Genomic DNA, 19,973 nt, shown 5'->3' with positions numbered 1-19,973 from the left:
AATAAAGTAGGATAATGAGAAGCATTTAAACTAAAAAGCTAAATGCTTCTGCTTTTTCAACTTGTTTAGTTTAAACTAATACTGTTAGCTTGCCATCAAAAAAAATGTATAAGGTCATTCACCACTCTACTTGATCATGAGTTGCTGACTCATGAAAAGAAATTTCATCTCTGCCGCAACTTTTTTCTGCTTTACTTTAGAATAAATCTGCGTTGTACGGATACTAGAATGCCCTAACATATGAGATACACTTTCAATGGAAATTCCTTTTTCTAATGTAACAGTTGTAGCAAATGTATGTCTGGCTACATGAAAAGTCAGCTTTTTATTTAAACCAGCCTTTTCTGCAACGATTTTTAAAGCTCTGTTCGTGTATTGATTTGACGGACATGGAAAAAATGTTTCTCTATGAATTGCATCTGGCGAAAATCTATATTTTTGAATTAATGCCAAAGCAATAGGCAAGACCATCACATGAAAACTTCGCTCATTTGTAGTAAGAGTTTTTTTCCTCTTCATAACCAGCCAAACACCACCTTCGTTATCTGTTGTGATATGGCATGGAGAAAGCGCATTGATCTCACCGTATGCAAGCCCGGTATAGCAGCTAAAGACAAACATATCTCTTACAGCAGCCTATACCTCATCTGGTAGATCAACGCTTTGAATTAGTGCTAATTCATGATCATCCAAAACCTCCCTGTCTTTTGTTACGATTTTTCGATTAAAGTGAATAAATGGACCTCGCAAAATCCATCCAAATTTCATTGCAAGTCCCATTAATTTTTGAAACCGTTCCATATGTTTCATTACTGTGTTGTTAGTACAAACCCTTTGTCCTTTATCCGGAGTCTTTGTTCGCAGGTATACCCCAAAATCTGTAAGAAACTTAAAGTCGATTTTTGCTAACTGGATGTCCGATAACTTTTTTTCCTTTAGAAATTCAGTAAGAAACCGCTCAGTTGAGTAGTAGTTTTTTAAAGTTCCTGCAGCCAATAATTTTCCTGGTTGATCAAAATGATATTTAATTAAGGCTTTCAAAGTCTTACCCTGATCCTCGCCTTCAACCTTGGCTTTAATTTTCTCAGCAGTAATTAGCTCCTTTTGAAATCTCAATTCATCATAAGCTGCTCCAATTTCATTTATCAATTGTCGCATCCTGTCTCGAATTGAATTGTTTTCCATAGAAGTCCCCTTTAACCGCTGGGCTTTTTGGTCCCATTGTGATGGATCTACGGACTTTTTAGTAGCGAAATAAACCATCTTTCCACCGACAGTAATTCTAACATACAACGGAGCGGTCCCAAAGGCCTTCCTGTCACTTCTAACGTAGAAATCAACACTAAAACTGTGCTTTGATTTCATCGAATTTCCTCCTATTTTTTTTACCAAATCCAATACCAAAAGCAGATAAAAAACGGATACGTGGACCTGGTACTTTTGTTCAAAAAAAATATGTCTAAAAAAATTTCGATTTTGTTGAGAGGACAATAATACTGAGAAAAGTCTGGTATTGGATTTGGTAAAAAAAACATTGATATTTTTTTACCCAAACTGATACCAATAAAAAAACAAAACCCCCTAAATTCACCATTTAGAGGGTTTTTGATACAAACTGTATCTGTAGTTGTCGGGATGGCAGGATTCGAACCTACGACCTCCTGCTCCCAAAGCAGGCGCGATACCGGGCTACGCTACATCCCGAACTTAGGTATCACCTTTTTTTAAACCCTTTTTTGAAAGTAGGTTTGAACTTTTTGTCGGGATGGCAGGATTCGAACCTACGACCTCCTGCTCCCAAAGCAGGCGCGATACCGGGCTACGCTACATCCCGAACTTGGTATCTTCTTTTGTTATACCCTTTTTCGAAGGGTTGGCAAAGAAACGATTTTTAAATGATAAATCAATTTTTTTGCCAAATTATTTTTTCTTTTTGCGGAGAGGGCGGGATTCGAACCCGCGGTACCGTTACCAGTACGACAGTTTAGCAAACTGTTCCTTTCGGCCACTCAGGCACCTCTCCAACTTCCTCTAATTTCTGTCCTACCGACGTTGTTTTGAGGTCTGCAAATATAGTAAAACAACCTATTCTACAAAAAAAAATTACAAAACTTGTTGATAATCTATTCGCACATGATAGATGCTCATTAGCATCGTCTTGAAAATCAATTTGATAGTTTCAATATCTTTTAATGTTAAATCGCAATTATCTAACTGATTTTGCTCCAATTTATAGTTAATTATCCTTTCAACAATGTCATTTATGTTCTGAGCATCGGGATTTTTTAGACTTCGAGACGCTGCTTCTACCGAATCTGCTAACATTAGAACGCCTTGTTCTTTGCTAAAAGGGATTGGTCCAGGGTATCTAAAAATATTCTCATCAACGAATTTTTCTGGTGTATTTTTTAAGAAAGACTGATAAAAATAATCCACCCGGGTATTTCCATGATGTGTTCTAATAAAATCTATAATAGCTTCGGGAATTTGATTTTTCCTTAAAATTTCAATTCCTTTATGAACGTGTTGAATAATAATCTGCGCACTTTGCTCGTAAGGCAGCTTATCGTGTGGACTTATAGCTGTATTTTGGTTTTCTATAAAATATTGTGGATTATCAACTTTACCAATATCGTGATAAAGTGCTCCTGCCCTTACCAAAACAGAGTTTCCTCCAATTTTGAAGATTGCCGCTTCAGCAAGATTTGCAACTTGTAATGAGTGTTGGAACGTTCCGGGTGCTTTGAAAGCAAGCTCGCGAAGTAATTTGTTATTTGTGTTCGTAAGTTCTATTAGGGCAACATCAGAAGTAATACCAAAAATACGCTCGAAAAGGTAAATTAAGGGGTAAGCCAAAAGGGAAAGTAAAACACTAAAAACAAACGGAATAAAATTGATCCATTCAATTTCCCTAAAACTACCTTCTCTTAATAATGCAATACCAACAAATGCAACAAAGTATGAGAAAAGTATAAACATGGCAGAAACTAAAAACCGCTCTCGTTTTACGAAGTTTTTAATACTGAAAATGGCAACCATACCAGCGGTTACCTGATAAAAAACAAATTCAAAGCTGTTGGCTACAAAGAAACCAGCAATCAGAATCACCAGCATATGCAGGTAAAGTGCCAAACGTGTATCAAAAAGAATCCTTATTATGATGGGGACGACACAAAATGGAATATAATATAAACTTGGAATCTCCATTTTGATAGCCCAGGTAAGTGCCAAGAGCATTCCCGTAGTTACAATTAGTATTAAGGATAACTGGCGATTATCAGCAAAAATATCTTTCCTGAAAAGAAAAAGAAAGGACATCAAAATGGCTAGAATGAAACTTACCAAAACCACCTGGCCAAAATACACGAGCACGCTACTACCTATGGTTTTTGTTTGCGCATCGTAAGTAGTTTTGTAAGATTCGAGTTTCTGATAAATTTCTTCATCAATCACATCATTTTTAGATACGATTAATTCGCCCTTTTGCACCATCCCCTTAGTAGTAGATATATTGCTAATCGTATTATCTTGAATAACCTGAGTTAACCTTTCATCAAAAACAATATTGGGTGCTATATGATCCATTGCAAGGTTTGCTACCAGATCGACCATTACTTGATTTGTGGCTTTAAAATTTGCCTTGAAAAACAACAGTGCGCTTTCTGCAGTAAAAACATCTTGTGTGTTTCGGGTTTTAGACACATTATTTTCCATCAAAGAAAAATCATAATTTTTTGCGCCAGCTTGATGTTTCACATTTAAGCCGATAACTCCTTTTTGATAGATGCTTTTTAAAAGGTTATAGGCTTCGGTTTTAAATTGAATACGATCTTTTTCATCAAGTTGCGTTGATTTCCATTTAATATCAAAGTCGTTCGAAAACTCTTCCAAAGCGTTATCCGAAATCGCTTTATCAAATTGGTAAACAGGTAGAATATTTTTTAAGGCATTTTTTTTATCATTACTAACCTGCGGGTTGGTTTTTAATATAGCGAAGCTAAATGGCGAAATCAGGTCTTTGTTTTTCCATACTGTATTCTTTTCGAATTCATATCTAAAACGTGGCTGTTTAGGAAGAAAAAGCGTAATAATGAAAACTGTAAAAATCATCATCACATACTTCAAGTTAGATGAATATTTACGGTAAAGGATTTTGTGTGAATTTTTCTTGATTTTGGCCAAAACGATAGGATTATTGTGCTTTCAAAATTAACATTTTTATCTAATATACATTTTACTGAATTTGTTTGCAATTACCATCTTTTATAATTTACTTTATGATATCAAATTAATATCAATTATGTATCAAGAAAAAATTATCAGTCCTCCATCAGGTTATTTAACCTTTGTATTATTTTTAGCGCTTATTGGTGCTGCTATTTTTTGTTTCGTTACTGAAAGCTTTCTATGGGGAGGTTTACTACTGGCGCTGGATATTTTCTTAATCTTTCCAGGTTTCTTAATTATCAACCCGAATCAATCTATGGTATTAACCTTATTTGGTAAATATATTGGCACAGTTAAGGCCGATGGATTTTTTTGGGTTAACCCATTAACCGCTAAAAGAAGGTTATCATTAAAAGCCAATAACTTAAACGGTCAGCAGCTTAAGGTAAACGATAAGCTGGGAAACCCCATAGAAATAGCTGCTGTTGTGGTATGGAAGGTAAATGAAACTGCAAAAGCTGTTTTTTCGGTAGAAAACTACATGCAGTACGTTAATATTCAAAGCGAAGCTGCTGTAAGGCACCTGGCCAATATTTTTCCTTATGATCATTCGGAGGGCGAAGAAGATAGCATCACTTTAAAAGACGGTGCTGATAAAGTTAGTGAGTTGCTCGAAAACGAACTAAATGATAGGCTATCGAGAGCTGGCATTGAAGTTTTGGAGGCCAGGATATCACATTTGGCTTATGCACCAGAAATTGCCAGTGCAATGTTGCAACGTCAGCAAGCAACTGCCGTAATTGCTGCCCGGAAGCTAATTGTTGAAGGTGCCGTGGGCATGGTAGAAATGGCTTTGGCAAAATTATCACAGAAAGGAATTGTTGATTTAGATGAAGAGCGAAAAGCTGCAATGGTGAGTAATTTATTAGTTGTTTTATGTGGAGATCGCCATGTACAGCCCGTAGTAAACACTGGCACGCTATACAATTAGTGCCATGGAATTTGAAGAAAAACAACAATTAAACCTGTGGTGGCTTTATATTTTAATTGGCGTGGATGCCATAATGGTAGGTTCTATTGTGCTGTTCGATAAGGGCGGAATGAACTTCCAGGATTTAAAAAATGCATACTTCGCTCCCATCTGGGCTATTTTACTTCCTTTTTTAGTGGTTTATATTATTCAAAAAAACGTTTTGACCTTGAGAATAAATCAAGAGGGAATTTTTTATAAATACTTTCCCTTCAAAACCAAATTAACACCTATTGAGTGGATTAGTGTAGAAAATGTTTACATCACAAAGTACGATGCCTTCGGCGATTATGGCGGTTATGGAGTGAAAAACAGACTCTGGTTTAAACGAAACGATAAAGCTTACCTTTTAAATGATAAATCGAAGGGGCTACAGATAGAATTTAAAAATGGGAAGAAGCTGTTATTCAGTTCTAATAAAATTGAAGAAATGGAATTATTCCTCATTAATTTGAAAACAAGATATCAAATACGAGCAATAAGTTAAGGATGGCAGAGAAAGATAAAAAAGCTTTTGTTTTGAGAATTAGTCCTGCCCTGTTAAAGGAAGTAGAAACCTGGGCAGCTGATGAGTTTAGAAGTACAAACGGACAGATTGAATATTTGCTCAATCAGGCGCTTAAATTGCGAAAAAAGGGAAAAACAAAGGAAGACTAGCAGTAAACAAATTTGCACCTCAAACCATCATCATTTGAGTTGGTGTCAACCGTTATTAATTTTAATGCGACTAAGCTGACATTTCCTTCATGCTAAAATGGCCGCGTATCCGTTATTGCAATATTAAAAAATGTATAACTTAGCGGACTAACCAAAAGTTCATAAAAATATTTATTCATGAGAGAAGTTGTAATTGTATCAGCTACTAGAACACCCATTGGAAGCTTTGGCGGTTCATTAAATCAATTTTCTGCTACACAATTAGGTGGATTTGCAATCAAAGCTGCCGTTGAGAAAGCTGGTTTAAAACCGGAAGATATAGAGGAAGTTTACATGGGCAACGTGTTATCTGCAAATTTAGGACAGGCCCCAGCGACGCAGGCTGCAAAATTAGCGGGTTTACCAGATGTACCTGCCACTACCATTAATAAAGTTTGCGCATCGGGAACGAAGGCGATTATGTTGGCCGCACAAAGCATTGCCAACGGTGATCATGAGATTATGGTTGCCGGCGGTATGGAAAGCATGAGCAATGTTCCATATTATTTGGATAAAGCAAGGAATGGTTATCGCTTAGGCCACGGGCAGCTTACTGATGGTTTGGTTAAAGATGGATTGTGGGACGTTTACAACGATTATCACATGGGTTCTGCTGCTGAACTTTGCGCTTCAGAATGCAACATCAGTCGTGAAGCACAGGATAATTTCGCAATAGAATCTTACAAACGAGCTCAGAGCGCACAAACCGAAGGGAAATTTGCAGTTGAAATTACGTCAATTGAAGTGAAAGACAGAAAGGGTGAAACAACTGTTATTAATACTGATGATGAACCAACCGCCGTAAAATTCGAAAAAATTCCCGGTTTAAAACCGGTATTTAAGAAAGATGGAACGGTTACTGCAGCTAATGCATCAACCTTAAATGATGGTGCAGCAGCATTGGTGTTAATGAGTGCAGTTAAAGCGAAAGAAATGGGGATTAAACCATTGGCGAAAATTTTAGCTTATGCAGATGCACAACAAGCGCCAGAATGGTTTACTACTTCGCCATCAAAAGCGATTCCTCTGGCCTTACAAAAAGCCAATATTGACATTAAAGATGTCGATTATTTCGAAATCAATGAAGCGTTTTCTGTGGTATCAATCGCTAATAATCAACTGTTAGGACTGTCAAACGATAAAGTAAATGTTAATGGTGGCGCAGTATCTTTGGGGCATCCACTTGGTGCTTCTGGTGCTCGTATTGTGGTTACGTTACTTTCTGTATTGGAACAGAATAACGGTAAAATTGGCGTCTCCGGAATATGCAATGGCGGTGGTGGAGCAAGCGCCATCGTTATCGAAAGAATTTAAAATTTGCCGGGCTTTATGCCCGGCATTCTTAATGTAAATGAAAATCAAAAAAATATATCTTTTATTAATTTTTCTGTTTGCTGGATTTCATTCTGATGCCCAGCAAAATAAAAAGGCACTTGAAAATTTCCAGGATACACTAGTTAACATATCGAAGGCTACCACCGCAGAAACTTTTGATGTAAAGAAGCTAGAATTGAATGGAAAATTTGTTAAAACGTTAGTTGATGCATTGAAGACACCCTATTCATTTAGTTTTTCTTTCGATTCATTAAAAAATGTTTCCATCATTAAATCTCCAGATCAGGCTTTTAGAGTAATCAGTTGGTATCTTTTATTGGAAAATGGCACCTACCGATACTATGGAGCCATCCAAATGAATAGCAACAAGGGTTCGCTGAAACTTTTCCCCTTGATCGATCAAACCGAAAACTTAAATGATCCAAATATTATAACTGACAACCAAAAATGGTTTGGGGCCCGTTATTACGAGATTATACCTGTTACCAGTGGTAGCCGCCTGCCCTATTACATCTTGTTGGGATGGAAAGGCAACAATCAAACGACCACAAAGAAGGTAATCGAAATTCTTTCCTTTAGTAAGGATAAGTTAACATTTGGCGCACCAGTTTTCGATGGAAAAAACATAAAAGATAAAAATAGATTCATTTTTGAATACACAAAATCAAATGCGATGCTTTTGAAAACAGATCGGAAAGCAGGTATGATTCTATTTGATCATTTAGCGCCTTTCGATTCTCAGATGACCGGTAAATATGAATTTTATGGATCAGACGGAACGTTCGATGGCTTTAAAATAATTGGTGGAAAACTAAAACTGATGGAAGGTTTAGAATTAAATAATGATCCAAATGCGATGGATGAGCTATACGCCGATCCAAAGAAAAATGTTAAACCAGAACGAAAGTTTTAAAATTTAACGCTGCTTAACAACATCATTACTATTCCTATACGGTAAAAATTTGTGAGTTTGCCAATCGCTACCTATATTGCGCCTTGCAAACAGGCTTAAACAACACACAAATTCTGAATTCATAAACTAAAACCAACAAATGTTTTATGCAAACATCCATTGAAACCAAAGACGATTTCTTTAGCAGCAAAGTATTGGGTCATCCGGCAGGGTTATTCGTGCTTTTCTTCACGGAAATGTGGGAAAGATTTTCGTACTACGGTATGCGTGCTTTACTTGTTCTATTTCTTACTTCTTCTATATTTGGCGATAACCCAGGATGGGGCTGGCCAAGAGAACATGCGCTTGCAATTTATGGCTCTTATACTTCTTTGGCTTATTTAACTCCTATTTTGGGCGGCTTTATTGCCGATAGATTTATCGGTTATCGTTGGGCAGTTATCTTGGGGGCGCTTTTAATGACCCTGGGCCACCTATCGATGGCGTTCGAGTTCAATCCAATTTTCATGTACCTTGGATTATGCCTTTTGGTGGTTGGAAACGGTTTTTTTAAACCAAACATGACATCGATTTTATCACACATGTACAAAAAACACCCAGAGAAAAAAGATGGTGCATATACGATTTTTTACATGGGTGTTAACTCTGGAGCATTTTTAGGTATGTTATTATGCGGCTACATTGGCGAGAATCCAAATTGGGGTTGGAGCTATGGTTTCGGTTTGGCCGGTATTTTCATGTTTGTAGGTATGCTTCAATTTTATTTTACTAAAAATATATTTGGCTCAATTGGGCTTAAACCTGAAAAAAACAATGTAGTTATTGATGAAGATGAAGACCCTGCAGAGGCAAAAAAGAATCCTTTCTCCATATTCGATATCGTACTTATTGGGTTAATATCAATCATTGGGCTAATTTGGATTATAAATGATCCGGTATCAAAAATTACTGGTTCAACGGTATTTAATTTCAAAATAGGCAGTTTAACGGGAGATAACTTCGCTATTATCATCGCACTGGCCTTGTTTATTTTTATCTTGATTAAAAGGATTGCACAATACTCACCTAAGCTGAGAGATAAAATGATTGTTGTAATCGTACTTGCTTTTATCACTATCTTCTTTTGGGCTTCGTTTGAGCAAGCAGGAGGTTCGATGACAATTTTCGCAAAAGACTACACTGCAAGGTTATTAGAAGGAAATGCTAAAATTATCTTCAATGTTGCCAACACATTGATTACGGTAGTCCCTTTGGTCATCATTACCTATGTTCTTTTTAGTTTATTCAGAAAAACATTTGCAAACTTTGCTTTGGGGAATATTATTCTTGCAGCCGGTTTTGCTATCATTTGGGGATTGGTAATTTACATGCTGAAAAACCAGTATAGCGATGTTAAAGCTGAAGTTCCTGCAACCTGGTTTGGGGTATTAAACTCCTTATTTATTATTTCCTGTGCACCTATTGTTTCAAAACTTTGGGAGAGCAAATTAAACCCTACGGCCACTGTAAAAAACGGTATCGGAATGATTTTATTGGGTATCGGCTTCGCCGCTTTGGCTTATGGTTCGAGTTCAATTCCACCGGGTGCGAAAATTGCTTCGGTAAGTATGATCTGGTTAATTCTAGCTTACTTTTTCCATACCATGGGTGAGCTCTTTATTTCTCCTGTTGGATTATCTTATGTTTCCAAATTAGTTCCGGGAAGAATGATCGGGATCATGTTCGGAATATGGTATTTAGCCATAGCGATTGGAAACAAAATTGCAGGGACCATGGGTGGAATGATTGATAAAATTACTGCGCAGTATTCTATGTCGACTTTCTTTTTGATTTTCACGCTGATCCCAGTAGGATTAGGTATTTTCATTATGCTGTTAACGCCTATCATCAAAAAATTAATGCACGGGGTTAAATAGCATGCAAATCGCTACAGAAAAAACGCCTTCTATTGAAACATTAGAAGCGATTCAGAATTTTGATGGTAAATATCCGAAGCAACTTTGGTATTTATCACTAGTAGAGATGTGGGAACGCTTCTGTTTTTATGGCATGCGAGGTGTCCTTGCGTTTTTCATGGTTGATCAATTGGGATTAACTGATCAAAAATCGAATCTCCAATACGGTGCAATTCAGGCTTTCGTTTATGCTTTTACCTTTATTGGTGGCATCTTTGCCGATAAAATTTTAGGTTTTAGGAAGTCGCTCTTTTGGGGCGGATCGTTAATGATTATCGGAAATCTAATTTTAGCTTTTTCTCCTCAGGATTTATTTTATGTCGGCATTACACTTTCAATCATTGGAACTGGTTTTTTCAAGCCAAATATTTCATCGATGGTTGGCGAGCTTTACCATGAAAAAGACAACCGAAGAGATGCAGGTTATGGTCTTTTTTATGCTGGTATAAACGTTGGAGGCCTTTTAGGGGGCGCTATGTGCATTTACTTGGGTAAATATGTTTCCTGGCATTTGTGTTTTCTTTCGGCAGCTGTTGTAATGGCTTTCGGATTGGGAACCTTTATTTTTACCAAAAAGTTCTTAGGCCCTATTGGAAATTCTCCATTATTGAATTTAGAAAAATCTAAAAGAACTGCTTACGAAATAGCCGTTTACGTAGGATCTTTGCTATGTATTCCTTTGATCTTCATCATGGTTAAAAACACTGCCTATACTGATTATTTTATGTACACTATCGGCATTGTAGCTTTGATCTATTTCATCTACGAAACCGCAATGGTTAAAGACATTAAGGCACAATATAAACTCATTGCTGCGTTTGTTTTCATATTTTGCTACTTCATTTTTATGGCAATATCCGAGCAAAGCGGAGGTTCCCTATCTCTTTTTGCTAAAGACAATTTAGATCATAGTTTGCTTTTTTTTAACATTGACCCCAATGTGGTGAACAACAGTGTAAACTCATTCTTCGTAATTGTTTTCAGTCCTTTGGTGGGTTTATTATGGATTGGGATGTACAAACGCAAAATTGAACCCAATACGGTTGTTAAATTTGGAATAGGTTTTCTTTTGTTGGCGCTGAGCTTTTATGTTTTTTACGCAACGAGATTTTTTTCAAATGATCAAGGAATAAGTTCCCTAAATATTTTCACCCTGGCCTATCTCCTACTTACTTTGGGCGAGTTATGCTTGGGTCCAATTGGCATGTCGATTATTACGAAACTTTCGCCAAAGAAGATGTTTGGTATGATGATGGGACTTTGGTTTCTCTCAAGTGCATTTGGCCAGCTTGCTGCTGGCAAATTGGGTGCAGAAATGTCGAGCATTGATAATGCTTCGTTAATGACAAAACTGGTAGCTTACACAGATGGATATAAGGCATTAGCACTTTATTCGCTTATTGCGGGTGTAGCCTTAATCGCTTTTTCACAACTGGTTAAAAAGCTAATGGGAGAAGTAAGATAAATACATCAATACAACACAGACAAAAGCCTGGAAGAAAATTTCGGGCTTTTGGTTTTTAATAACTAATTTCGCCCCCATACAACAATTACTCAATCGTAATTTTAAAATTATACCAACACGTGTCTGATAGTTTAGTAATCATCCCTACCTATAATGAAAAGGAAAACATTGAAAAGATCATTAGAAAGGTTTTTTCGTTAACGCAACCTTTTCATGTGCTTATTGTTGATGATGGATCTCCGGATGGCACTGCAAACATTGTGAAATCGCTGCAAGTTGAATATAGCGGGAAACTATTCATAGAGGAACGGGCTGGCAAACAAGGCTTGGGTACAGCATATATTTATGGTTTTAATTGGGCTTTGCAACGTAAATATGAGTACATTTTTGAAATGGATGCTGATTTTTCTCATAACCCTGATGATTTATTCAGGCTTCGCGAAGCTTGTGTAAATGGTGCTGATCTTGCTATTGGATCTCGGTATGTTAGAGGGGTTAATGTTGTAAATTGGCCAATGGGAAGAGTTCTCATGTCGTATTTTGCATCAATGTACGTTCGTTTTATTACCCGAATTAACATTCAGGATGCAACAGCAGGCTTTAAATGTTATCGTAGAATTGTGTTACAAACTATCCCATTGGAAAAAATACGCTTTGTAGGTTATGCTTTCCAAATTGAGATGAAATTTACAGCCATTAAATTTGGATTTAAGGTAGTTGAAGTTCCAATTATTTTTACGGATAGAACAGAGGGAACATCAAAAATGAGTACCCGTATTTTCCGAGAAGCTTTTTTAGGAGTGATCCAAATGAAGGTGAACAGCTGGTTTAGAAATTACAATCGGGAGAAAAGTTAACTGTTCAAAGTTAAAAGCTGAAGGTATCGACCGACTTATGGTTCGAGACTATGTACTTAGGACTCAAGACTTCTTCTTTGGCTTGCCCTGATCATTGCTCCAAATTCTTGCCCTTTCTCCATCGCCATAACCGTCATCGTGAGGCGCTTCGTTCTCGTCTGTGCGGTTTTAGCTTCGTTGATGTATTTAATAAAATAGTTTTGATGTGATTTTGAAAGTTTTAGAAATCGCTCTAATAAATCATCGCCATCGGCCAGGCACAGCTCTAAATCTTCGGGAATTTCTATTTTAAAGTGTTTATCTTCTTCCAGCCACAATTCTACTTCTGCTCCAGCTTCTTTTTTTAATTTTTTACGAAGTTCGGCTCGAAGTGCAATAATGAAATCGCCTTCACCCATTGGAACTGTGGCAACGCCTGCGATTTCCACATCATCTATTTTTCCTCTTACCCTAAAAGAAACTTTACAATCGGCTTTAATTTGATTGGCTACTATCGCTGGAATAAAAACATAGCTCCAACCCGTTTTATCGGCCATTTGTTCAAACTTTTCTATTTCGGCTTTGATGTGGATCATGGGTTAAAAGTAATAAATATATTATTCGGCTCAAAAACCATTCAAATCATGAGCCGATTAGTGAAATTAATCGGCTCATCCTAATCAACCGCTACCGGATTCATCCTAATATCCAACTTGGCAAACTTTAAAACTTCCACACTCTGAAAACCAAAGTCTTCGACAATTTTACCCAATATCAGATAACAGCCCTTTCCTTTGAAAGGATACATTGGAGTTGAGTTAGGAAAATGGGTGGTATCAAAAAAATCGCCATTACTATCTAAAAAGGTTCCAAACCACATTTTAGTGTTTTTTACGGTTCGAACTGTTTTTTCGCAAACGTAATTCCCTACCATTCTGACTGTTTTTCCTACGTTCTTATTCATATCGGCAGCCATTATTTCTCCGCGGTAACTTGTTTTCAAAAAATCGAACATTTGGTAGTTTAGCGGAAAGCCCAATAGTTCCCATTCTACGTAGGCGTCTTCAATTGGCGAGTTGGCCAGTTCCGGTAGCGTATATTCTTTGCGTTCGAGGCTAAATAATTCGGCCGCATTTACAATTTTGTTCTTGTGTCCTAAATAGTTGTAAATATCCCAGAGTAACGTTTTCTTATCTTTTCCGGTAAACCTGAGGGCGCCCAAGCGAATCAATAATATTGCTTGCTCTAATGTAATTTGAGTTCGTTTTACGAAATTCTCTAAATCTTTGAAAGGTCCATTTAACCTGCGTTCCTGAGGAATACTTTCAATGAACTTATGCTCCAAACCCTGAACTCCCGTGAAGCCTAAAAAAGCATCATTTCCTTTTATATTCACCACTTCATCGCTTTGGTTTACACAAGGCAAATGTACATTTGCCCCAGTTTTTTGAAGCTCGTGAACATATACCCACCTGTTGTAAAAACCGCCATAATTATTCAAAACCGCCACCATAAACTCTTTTGGATAATAAGTTTTCAGATATAAACTTTGGTAACTTTCTACAGCAAAAGAGGCAGAATGTGCCTTAGAAAAACTGTAGCCGGCAAAGGAGGATATCTGTCGCCAAACTTCGGTAATTAATTCTTCACTGTGTCCCTGTTTGCGGGCAGAAACAAAAAACTTATTTACCAATTCATCAAAAGCGAGTTTCGATCGGTATTTACCGCTCATCGCTTTACGAAGCACATCTGCATCAGCTAAATCAAGGCCGGCAAAATAATGGCAAACTTTAATCACATCTTCCTGGTAAACCATAACCCCGTACGTTTCTTTAAGCTGTTCCTTCATCTCTTCGCAGAGATAAACCACTTTATCGGGCGCATGATAACGCTCAATGAAAGATTTCATCATGCCAGAACTCGCCACGCCTGGACGAATGATCGAACTCGCCGCTATTAGGGTTAAATAATCTTCGCACTTCAATTTCTTCAGTAATTGCCGCATGGCTGGCGACTCGATATAAAAACAACCAATGGGTTGGCCTTCACGCAAAATAGCATTGAGATTTGGATCATTTTTAAAAGTTTTAAAATCATGGATATCAATATCACGACCGCGATTCTTCTTGATCAGTTGGACCGCCTCACGGATGTGACCGATGCCACGTTGGCTCAATACATCAAACTTTTCATAACCTATTGCCTCCGCCTCGTACATATCCCATTGTACCGTTACGAAACCTTTTGGAGGTAAATCTAAAGCCGTGTAATAGGTAATAGGTTCTTCGGAGATGAGAATGCCGCCAGCATGAATGGAACGTTGATTTGGCATATTTTGCATGTGATGGTGAACGGCAGCTAATTTTTGATAGGTGCCATTTTGCTGATTTTCACGTTCCTTCGTTGGGTCGATGAAACCATCAATTTCTTCTTTGGGCAAACCCAGCACTTTACCGATTTCCCGAATAATGGCCCGGTCTTTAAAAGTACTCATCGTACCTAAAAAAGCAACATGCCACTTCGGATATTTATTAAATATATATTTCTGAATGGTTTCCCGCTCATCCCAGGCAAAGTCTATATCAAAATCCGGGGGGCTGGTACGTTTCTCATGTAAAAACCTTTCGAAGTATAAATCAAGATCAATGGGATCTACGTCGGTAATCCGCAAACAATAAGCAACGATGCTGTTTGCACCCGACCCTCTACCTACGTGGTAAAAATTACATTTTCCCATGGCGTATCGAACAATATCGAACGTAATTAGAAAGTAGGCGCAGTAGTGTTTCAGTTCAATGATGCGCAGCTCTTTTTCCATTCGTTCCCTGGCAACTGGATTATTTTTGCCGTAACGATTTTCTAAACCTTTGTATGCAATTCGCCTGAGCAAAACCTTGTCCGAATCTTCACCTTCCTTACAATAGGAAAAACGGTTTTTAGATACAGGCTGAGGTCCGGGCTCAAAGTAACTACTTAAATCGCATGCATTTAATAATTTATGTGTATTCTCAACAATGAACGGAAATGCTTCAAACTTGAGTTTTAACTCTTCTTCGGGAATCAAAACTTCCTTACATCCGCATTTTGCATTTTCTGGCACCAGCGTTAATAAGGTGTTCAATTCAATCGCTCGTAGATATTCATGTAGGCGATGTTCTACCCGGCTCCCAACAGTAACCGGATGCCAGACTACCAACTTTTTCTTTTGCCCGAGCAAAGGGTGTTTGTAAAGGTGGTTTAACTGATCGCTTTTTATGCCAATAAACTCATTCGATTTTAATGTCCGATCAAAAATTTTAGTAAAAGGATAGATAAAGAAAACATCGTTAAGATTCGGTGCAGCATCCGGAAGTGGAATATTTTCGATATTATGGAAGCTCAAAAACTCGTTGAGTGCCCGCATCCCTTCTCTATTTCTTGCAATACCGATATATAATAGCTGCTGGTCTTTTCTAAATTCTATACCAGTAATGGGTTTGAGTGGATAGGGAATATTTCCTTTTTGAACATCATCTGCTTCTTTAGCAATTCCTTGTTGATAACATTCCCTAATGAATTCGACACCTCCGGTAGAATTGTTGATATCTGTTAAAACAAGCTGACCAATATTTAAAGCACGGGCTTTGGCAACGATTGTTTGGATATCCATCGTTCCGTATTTTAAGCTATAGGATGAATGTACGTTAAGAAACATTTCAGTTTACAGTAATCAGTTGCCAGTTGTGAGTTACAAGTTGCCGGTTACCAGTTACAAGCTGTTGGTTGACAGTTGCCAGTTGCTAGTTGTTAGGATAGTTGCTGGTTGACAGTTTCCGGGTTTCTGGTTAAGGGTAGATTATTAAACATTTAACCAGTTGTAATGAAAAAACTATCCGTCTAACTTAGTAGCTGTTCCTAAATCAGCGTTAATAAAAGTTCTAATTCTCGATCGCTTTCTTTCTTCTCCGTTTTCATTTTCAGCTCCAGGCAACTTTTTCTTTCGGGGATTATATTTGATGACTTTACCATTTTCATCCCGTTCCGGGCCTTTAACAATACAGGCTTTTACAACCGATTCGATACCGTAATTATTCCTCACTTTATCCATTGCCTGGTATAAATCATATTCTTCTTCTGAGGTATGATATAAACCAATCTGTTCAAAACCGCTTACCAGATGAGACAACCTCACGCCGATTAAGCGTAACAACATTCTTTTGCTATACAGCTTCTTGAATAACTCATGTGCTTTGGAAATCAAGAAAGAATCGAGTGCGGTATAAGGAATTCGGGCCTGTTGCGTTACGGTTTCAAAATTAGAATAACGAATGGTAACGGTAATACAGGCGGTTAACTTCTGCTGACTCCGAAGCTCGTAAGTGAGGTTAGTGACCATGCCGCTTAAAATCGCCTTCATTTTTGCGATGTCCATACTGTCGCTTTCAAAAGTAGTTTGTGTACCGATCGATTTCCGTTCGCGGTAAGGAACTACTGGTGAAAAGTCGATACCATTGGCTTTCTGCCAAATCGCCGAGCCCTGCTGACCTAAGATTTTAAACATTAAATCTTGAGGAACTTCTGCTAAAGTTTGGATTTTCCGAACCCCCATTTCGCTCAGTTTTTTATAAGTTGCATCACCAATACCTGGAATTTTGTGTACCGGCAAAGGGTTTAAAAACGATCGAACCTGTGGAAAGGGAATTTCCAACTCGCCATTTGGCTTACATTCATTAGTGCCTATTTTAGAGACGGTTTTATTTACCGACAAGCCGAAAGAAATTGGCAATCCCATCTCTTTGATAATCGTTTGCCGAAGTTCGGAAGCAAATTTCATACAGCCGAAAAACTTGTCCATACCCGTCATATCGATATAATGTTCATCAATACTTGCCTTCTCAAATAAAGGAACACGATCGGCTATAATTTCAGTAATTTCATGCGAAGCCCTGGAATAGTCATCCATATTTCCCCTCACAAAAATAGCTTGTGGACAAAGCTGTTTTGCCATTCGACCCGGCATTGCTGCATGCACGCCAAATTTGCGGGCTTCGTAGCTGCAGGAAGTCACTACGCCCCGATCTGCACTGCCACCAACAATTACTGGTTTGCCAATTAGTTTAGGATTCTTCCGCAGTTCAACTGATACGAAAAATGCATCTTGATCCATATGGATGATATGTTTGTTCTTGTCCGTCATGATTCCAACATTATCAAATTCTGCAAATTACCTCAAACTCAAGAACAAAAATACTAATTTATTTAGCTTTAACGCTGAGTATATGAAAAATTTTATCAACAAAATACTAACATTTTTAGTTTTAAAGAGTTTCCATGTCTCAATTCAAAAAAATTAACCCAAAAAAAAGATGCCCTGACATCGCTACCAGGGCATCTTTTAGAGTAAAGATTAATTAATACTTTTTTTAAAAATTTACTGAACTGCTAAAAAGCATTTATTCACAACTGCATTTTGAGCAAACACGTTTTCATAATATTCTACATTCTCTTTAAATTATTGCTTTACAATTTTAAACTCGGTTCTTCTGTTCAACTGGTGCTCGGCGTCGTTGCATTCAATATCGTTAGCACATTTATTCAATAACTGCGTTTCGCCGTAACCTTTAGCTGTAATTCGGTTTCTATCAATGCCCTTAGAAATCATATATTGAACCGCGGATTCAGCACGTCTTTGAGATAATGCCAGGTTGTAGCTGTCTTTACCGCGACTATCGGTATGAGAGCCAAGCTCAATCCATATCGTAGGGTTATCGGCCATAATCCTGACCAGCTTATCCAGCTCGCTTGCGGCATCGGCACGAATGTTCCATTTATCAAAATCGTAGTAGATGTTTTCCAATCGTATTGCCTTGTTTATTTCGACCGCTTCGAGATGCAGATCTTGTCTGATCACCTCCGAAGTTGTCAAACCGATTGTGGCCAGATTTTCGGTATCCAACCGGTAATTGGTTTTTTCTGCGCTTACATTGTATTCGCTTTCTGCTGAAAGATTGAATTTATAATTCCCATCGGCATCTGCTTCAGTTTTGATGGATCCACCACCTACCCTGGCAAGCGTAACCAGCGCATTGGGTAAAGGTTGACTGGTCTTCTTATCGAATACGGTACCCTCCAGTTTGAAAGCGATAATCATTTTCTGATCGATGCTGTAAATATCGTCGCTGCCCAAACCATTGTTTCTGTTTGAAGACAGATAAGCGATGCCGCCCTTTTCATTCAGGCTAAAGCCAAAATCATCTTGCGATGAATTAAAGGGATAACCCATATTCTCGATCCTGCCAATACCTGAACCATCTCTCAGCGCCTTGAAAACATCAAGCCCGCCCATGCCAACATAGCCATCACTCGAGAAAAACAGATTGTTGCTGACATCCAAGACCGGACTTCGTTCGTTTCCGGCGGTATTGATTTCTTCCAGATCGACCGGCTTTCCCCACTTTCCTGCATCGGTTTTTAAAGAAACGTAAATATCTGTTCCGCCCTTTCCGCCCGGCATGTTCGATGCAAAATACAGGGTTGTTCCATCCGCAGAGATAAACGGATCGCCAACAGAATACCGGTTTACATCGTTGTACGGAAAAGTGACCGGTTCGCCCCAGCTTCCATCATCGCCTTTTGTACTGCTGTATATTTCTACATTAACCGTGCTTGGCCTGTTTTTTATTTTTTCCAGATCATCCGTAACGGGCGTCATGGTGAAATATACTGTGTTCCCATCGGCGGTAAAGGTTGCCGATCCAACATGGTATCGGGTACCTGTTTTAATGGGAAACAATTTCAAACTATCAGTTGGACTACATTTGATGTAGAGTTTTAAATATCCATTCCCGGTCCATCCATAAATATTTTTATCGGGAGTTTTAGCTCCATCGAATTTCAAAAACGGTGTATTTTCTTTTGATTCCAGACCAGTTTCGGTTCTATCTGAGGTGAAAACTACCCCGCCCTGGTAAGTGGTAGCGCCCCAGTCGGACTGGCTGCTGTTCAATGATTTTTGATTGATCAGTTCCACCTGCTTCGGATGTCTCATCCATTGCAGGGCCGAATCACAAGAGGAAAGCCAAACCTCTTTTTGGCGCTCGGTAACATCTTTTTTCTGGTCGATATAGTTTTGATACTGAATCTTGGCTTCGCTATACTTGGAGTTATTTTGCAAAGCCTTTGCATAACCTAAAATGTTTTCAGGTTTTTTGCCATCCAATTTTGAGGCAATAGCGAACCAGCTTTCCGCCTGCTTGTAATCGTTCATGTAAGCATAAGCATTGGCCAGACGCTCGGCCGCATGTAATGTTTCTTTCTTCTTATAAGCCTGTTCGTATAAATCTACTGCTTTGGCATAATTGAAAAGTTCGAACTGCTTGTCTGCATCTTTTAATACGTACTGTGCCCTTGCTGAAAAACCTACCGCCAAAAGGCAGTAAACAGTAAAAGAAAGGGCTGGTAAAATTTTATTCATTATATGTTGCTCGCTGTTAATTTATTAGAAAACCCTTGGTGTCGCCATTCTGATATTTGGCCTGATGAAGGAATAGGAAATCGAAATTTCGTGTGTACCCCCGCTGTACCCTTGTAATGGACC

Annotated in this window: 15 protein-coding genes and 3 tRNA genes; 8 read left to right on the top strand and 10 right to left on the bottom strand. The window is 38.1% G+C overall.

Features of this window, described 5'->3' with window-relative positions; all coding sequences use genetic code 11:
- Positions 1–126 precede the first annotated feature (126 nt).
- From ASE92_RS21465 to ASE92_RS06795, 6 genes are all read right to left on the bottom strand, one after another.
- Entirely contained in the window at positions 127–621 is a 495-nt protein-coding gene (locus tag ASE92_RS21465) for a site-specific integrase (RefSeq protein ID WP_235527309.1), read from the bottom strand.
- A 15-nt stretch (positions 622–636) separates the two neighbouring features.
- Positions 637–1,398 carry a phage integrase SAM-like domain and Arm DNA-binding domain-containing protein gene (locus ASE92_RS21460; protein WP_235527308.1) on the bottom strand — a complete coding sequence of 254 codons (762 nt, stop codon included), beginning with the start codon at positions 1,396–1,398 and terminating at the stop codon, positions 637–639.
- A 232-nt stretch (positions 1,399–1,630) separates the two neighbouring features.
- A tRNA-Pro gene (locus ASE92_RS06810) sits at positions 1,631–1,704 on the bottom strand.
- 56 nt (positions 1,705–1,760) lie between these two features.
- Positions 1,761–1,834 (bottom strand) — tRNA-Pro (locus tag ASE92_RS06805).
- 102 nt (positions 1,835–1,936) lie between these two features.
- A tRNA-Ser gene (locus ASE92_RS06800) sits at positions 1,937–2,023 on the bottom strand.
- Positions 2,024–2,103: 80 nt separating this feature from the next.
- Positions 2,104–4,110: an HD family phosphohydrolase gene (locus ASE92_RS06795; protein WP_157255667.1), complete on the bottom strand. Its 2,007-nt coding sequence runs from the start codon at positions 4,108–4,110 to the stop codon at positions 2,104–2,106.
- A 190-nt stretch (positions 4,111–4,300) separates the two neighbouring features.
- On the opposite strand from ASE92_RS06795, the gene ASE92_RS06790 reads away from it, so the two are divergent.
- From ASE92_RS06790 to ASE92_RS06760, 8 genes are all read left to right on the top strand, one after another.
- A complete protein-coding gene (locus tag ASE92_RS06790; protein ID WP_056849385.1) occupies positions 4,301–5,158 on the top strand; it encodes an SPFH domain-containing protein in 858 nt (285 codons plus the stop codon).
- A gap of 4 nt (positions 5,159–5,162) precedes the next feature.
- Entirely contained in the window at positions 5,163–5,684 is a 522-nt protein-coding gene (locus tag ASE92_RS06785) for a hypothetical protein (RefSeq protein ID WP_056849370.1), read from the top strand.
- Between the two features lie 2 nt (positions 5,685–5,686).
- Positions 5,687–5,854 carry an Arc family DNA binding domain-containing protein gene (locus ASE92_RS20725; RefSeq protein WP_082454967.1) on the top strand — a complete coding sequence of 56 codons (168 nt, stop codon included), beginning with the start codon at positions 5,687–5,689 and terminating at the stop codon, positions 5,852–5,854.
- 177 nt (positions 5,855–6,031) lie between these two features.
- On the top strand, positions 6,032–7,207 hold the full coding sequence (locus tag ASE92_RS06780; protein WP_056849369.1) for an acetyl-CoA C-acyltransferase: 1,176 nt from the start codon (positions 6,032–6,034) through the stop codon (positions 7,205–7,207).
- Positions 7,208–7,244: 37 nt separating this feature from the next.
- Positions 7,245–8,141 carry a hypothetical protein gene (locus ASE92_RS06775; RefSeq protein WP_056849368.1) on the top strand — a complete coding sequence of 299 codons (897 nt, stop codon included), beginning with the start codon at positions 7,245–7,247 and terminating at the stop codon, positions 8,139–8,141.
- 146 nt (positions 8,142–8,287) lie between these two features.
- Complete coding sequence (locus ASE92_RS06770; protein WP_056849367.1) at positions 8,288–10,057, top strand: peptide MFS transporter; 1,770 nt, start codon at positions 8,288–8,290, stop codon at positions 10,055–10,057.
- 1 nt (position 10,058) lies between these two features.
- Positions 10,059–11,561: a peptide MFS transporter gene (locus ASE92_RS06765; protein WP_056849366.1), complete on the top strand. Its 1,503-nt coding sequence runs from the start codon at positions 10,059–10,061 to the stop codon at positions 11,559–11,561.
- 119 nt (positions 11,562–11,680) lie between these two features.
- A complete protein-coding gene (locus ASE92_RS06760; protein ID WP_056849365.1) occupies positions 11,681–12,418 on the top strand; it encodes a polyprenol monophosphomannose synthase in 738 nt (245 codons plus the stop codon).
- Between the two features lie 56 nt (positions 12,419–12,474).
- Here ASE92_RS06760 and ASE92_RS06755 read toward each other — a convergent pair whose 3' ends face one another.
- The 4 genes from ASE92_RS06755 to ASE92_RS06740 form a co-directional block, all read right to left on the bottom strand.
- Positions 12,475–12,993, bottom strand: a complete 519-nt coding sequence (locus ASE92_RS06755) for a YdeI/OmpD-associated family protein (RefSeq protein ID WP_056849364.1) — start codon at positions 12,991–12,993, stop codon at positions 12,475–12,477.
- A gap of 80 nt (positions 12,994–13,073) precedes the next feature.
- Positions 13,074–16,091 carry a DNA polymerase III subunit alpha gene (dnaE, locus tag ASE92_RS06750; protein ID WP_056849363.1) on the bottom strand — a complete coding sequence of 1,006 codons (3,018 nt, stop codon included), beginning with the start codon at positions 16,089–16,091 and terminating at the stop codon, positions 13,074–13,076.
- Between the two features lie 174 nt (positions 16,092–16,265).
- Positions 16,266–17,573 (bottom strand): DNA polymerase IV, encoded by a 1,308-nt coding sequence (gene dinB, locus ASE92_RS06745; protein ID WP_056849362.1) that lies wholly within the window; start codon positions 17,571–17,573, stop codon positions 16,266–16,268.
- A gap of 315 nt (positions 17,574–17,888) precedes the next feature.
- Positions 17,889–19,850 carry an OmpA family protein gene (locus tag ASE92_RS06740; protein ID WP_056849361.1) on the bottom strand — a complete coding sequence of 654 codons (1,962 nt, stop codon included), beginning with the start codon at positions 19,848–19,850 and terminating at the stop codon, positions 17,889–17,891.
- Positions 19,851–19,973 lie beyond the last annotated feature (123 nt).

The sequence above is a fragment of the Pedobacter sp. Leaf41 genome (assembly GCF_001422545.1).
Taxonomy (GTDB): domain Bacteria; phylum Bacteroidota; class Bacteroidia; order Sphingobacteriales; family Sphingobacteriaceae; genus Pedobacter.
The sequence above is the reverse complement of the archived record's forward strand: the minus strand, read 5'-3'. Positions and strand labels throughout refer to the sequence as shown.

Bases quoted from the DNA above. Each gene is read 5' to 3' on its own strand.
- ASE92_RS21465 (WP_235527309.1), bottom strand. From the start codon at position 621: ATGTTTGTCTTTAGCTGCTATACCGGGCTTGCATACGGTGAGATCAAT.
- ASE92_RS06795 (WP_157255667.1), bottom strand. From the start codon at position 4,110: ATGATTTTTACAGTTTTCATTATTACGCTTTTTCTTCCTAAACAGCCA.
- ASE92_RS06790 (WP_056849385.1), top strand. From the start codon at position 4,301: ATGTATCAAGAAAAAATTATCAGTCCTCCATCAGGTTATTTAACCTTT.
- ASE92_RS06785 (WP_056849370.1), top strand. From the start codon at position 5,163: ATGGAATTTGAAGAAAAACAACAATTAAACCTGTGGTGGCTTTATATT.
- ASE92_RS20725 (WP_082454967.1), top strand. From the start codon at position 5,687: ATGGCAGAGAAAGATAAAAAAGCTTTTGTTTTGAGAATTAGTCCTGCC.
- ASE92_RS06780 (WP_056849369.1), top strand. From the start codon at position 6,032: ATGAGAGAAGTTGTAATTGTATCAGCTACTAGAACACCCATTGGAAGC.
- ASE92_RS06775 (WP_056849368.1), top strand. From the start codon at position 7,245: ATGAAAATCAAAAAAATATATCTTTTATTAATTTTTCTGTTTGCTGGA.
- ASE92_RS06770 (WP_056849367.1), top strand. From the start codon at position 8,288: ATGCAAACATCCATTGAAACCAAAGACGATTTCTTTAGCAGCAAAGTA.
- ASE92_RS06765 (WP_056849366.1), top strand. From the start codon at position 10,059: ATGCAAATCGCTACAGAAAAAACGCCTTCTATTGAAACATTAGAAGCG.
- ASE92_RS06755 (WP_056849364.1), bottom strand. From the start codon at position 12,993: ATGATCCACATCAAAGCCGAAATAGAAAAGTTTGAACAAATGGCCGAT.
- dnaE (WP_056849363.1), bottom strand. From the start codon at position 16,091: ATGTTTCTTAACGTACATTCATCCTATAGCTTAAAATACGGAACGATG.
- dinB (WP_056849362.1), bottom strand. From the start codon at position 17,573: ATGACGGACAAGAACAAACATATCATCCATATGGATCAAGATGCATTT.
- ASE92_RS06740 (WP_056849361.1), bottom strand. From the start codon at position 19,850: ATGAATAAAATTTTACCAGCCCTTTCTTTTACTGTTTACTGCCTTTTG.